This window comes from Mesorhizobium sp. B1-1-5, from assembly GCF_006443065.1.
Taxonomy (GTDB): Bacteria; Pseudomonadota; Alphaproteobacteria; order Rhizobiales; family Rhizobiaceae; genus Mesorhizobium.
The window spans coordinates 1-1893 of record NZ_VFWS01000271.1 but is presented as its reverse complement, the minus strand read 5'-3'; the positions used below and the strand labels follow the sequence as shown (position 1 = coordinate 1893).

Sequence of the window (1893 nt, the reverse complement as noted above, 5' to 3'; positions counted from 1 at the left end):
TCGGAGATCATTGACGCTAAAATTGCCGCAGCAGAGGCTAGGACTGATACGAAGTTCGCCGAAGTCATGGGCGAATTGCGCGCGATCGACAAATCCACCAGCGGTTTGAAAACTACGGTAGTCGGCACCGGCATCGCCGCTCTGGCAATCGTGATAGCCATTCTGGCGTGGGGTAGCCAAGTTTTCAGCGTAGGGATGGATGCTCAGTCTATCGCGTCGATAGCTGTAGACGCTGTCGCGCCGAAGTTTGACGCCATGCAGGCACAGTACACTGACCTAAATGGAAAGGTGGATACGGTGATACAGTACCTGCAAGCGCAGCAGAAGGGCGACAGGAGCCGAACCCTGCCAAATCAGCAGCTCGCGCCTGTGCCAATGCCCAACATACCGCCCAAACAGTGACGAACGCCATGAGCTGGTGCCTGTAATTTTCGTTTCATGCCGGCATCTCGTCGTAGGTCCGGCCGTTGAGGGTTCGCCCGGTCGCTTTCTTGTTGCGACCGCCCTATTGCTTGAAGAAGAAAGCGGTACCGGCTCGCCGGCATATCGTCTCGATTTCGTCGACCCAATGCGGATCCATGTAACGAGCGCCCGGCCCGGATTCACCGCCGACAATTGCCCAATGAATATCGGCCAGGTTGGCGCCTGCCACTGAGCCGATCAATGGCTCGAGCGAGACGAAGCGGATCGCCGCCGGCACTCGGCGCAGGTCATCGAGGCGGCCGAGCACACGGCTATCCTCGACGCTCGTTCCCAGCCAGACGTTCGGAAGGACTGGGAAGTCGCCGCGTGTGAGGACGACGGCCATGACCTCCGGCCGCTTGGTCAGGATCTGGTAGGTGTGCCGCGGCGTCTCTTCCATGACGGTCCAGACTTGGCGGATGAAGTCGGCGGGCACGTCGATGTGAAACAGGTCCGACATGGAATTGACGAAGACCCGGCGAGGCTTCGACCAGGTGGGCGGGATCGCTAGCGACTTCGGATCCGTAACGACTTTGCCGGTCCATTTTGCGCGGCCGCCGGTCTTCCGCGTCAGCCCTTGGTATTTCGCTTGCCCCATCGCTTCGAGGCGTGCCGCCATGCGCATCGCGTAACAGTTTGTGCAGCCGGCGGTCAGGATCGTGCAGCCCGCAACCGGGTTCCACGTTGCGTCAGTCCATTCGATTGAGGTCTCGGCCATGTGAGCATTCTCCCTACTGTTGGTGTTAAACTGTGAACCTGTTCTGAGACTTTCAGGTTCTGAAGGTCGCGAGAGGGAGGGTTCCGGCCACAGCTTCCCCCTACCCCATGGACCGAGCCCAAGGAGCGGGAGAGCTATGGCCGATGTCCTGAAGGCCTGAGCCGGGATGGGACGCGTGCCAGGACGCCTCTCGGCAATCCGTCCTCACTTTCAGGCAGCACGGTAGGACTTTCGCTTCCCGCGCCCGCGGCTTCACCTGCACCGGATTTGCACCGGGTCTCCGCTCGATTGGCGACATCGATAACGCATACGCAAACATTGCGTCAAACTTATTTTGCGATTATCGCTATTTTCCTGCTTGACAGTTTTTGCGATTATCGCGAATATCTCCCCAACACCGAAGAGGCAACGGCCTCCGGAGATGAGGAGACGAGATGAACGCCATCACCAAGCAGAGCCGCGCCGCCGAGGTCTACCTGACCGAAGACGCGTTTGCGATGAAGCGGCATCTGACCGACGCCATCACGGTTTACGGCAATGGCTATGACGACAACCGGGCCAGCGCGATTGACGCCATTGCATCGGGCCGGCCCGCCTACTGGACCACCTCGACCTATTCGGCGGCTCGCACGGTCGAGCTCCTAGCGAATATCGACCTTGGTGGCGAGGACGTCGGCTTCCTGTTGCAAGAGGCCGACATCGAGGTTGGACGA

At 59.7% G+C, this 1893-nt stretch carries 2 protein-coding genes and 1 pseudogene; 2 read left to right on the top strand and 1 reads right to left on the bottom strand.

Annotated elements, in window-relative coordinates; translation table 11 throughout:
- On the top strand, positions 1 to 402 hold a 402-nt coding region (locus FJ980_RS34920), incomplete at its 5' end, for a hypothetical protein (protein ID WP_181181354.1).
- A 34-nt stretch (positions 403 to 436) separates the two neighbouring features.
- Here FJ980_RS34920 and FJ980_RS30305 read toward each other — a convergent pair.
- A pseudogene (locus FJ980_RS30305) lies at positions 437 to 1180 on the bottom strand (DUF5131 family protein).
- Positions 1181 to 1614: 434 nt separating this feature from the next.
- On the opposite strand from FJ980_RS30305, the gene FJ980_RS30300 reads away from it, so the two are divergent.
- Positions 1615 to 1893: hypothetical protein (locus FJ980_RS30300; RefSeq protein WP_140547276.1), on the top strand; the 279-nt coding region annotated here is incomplete at its 3' end.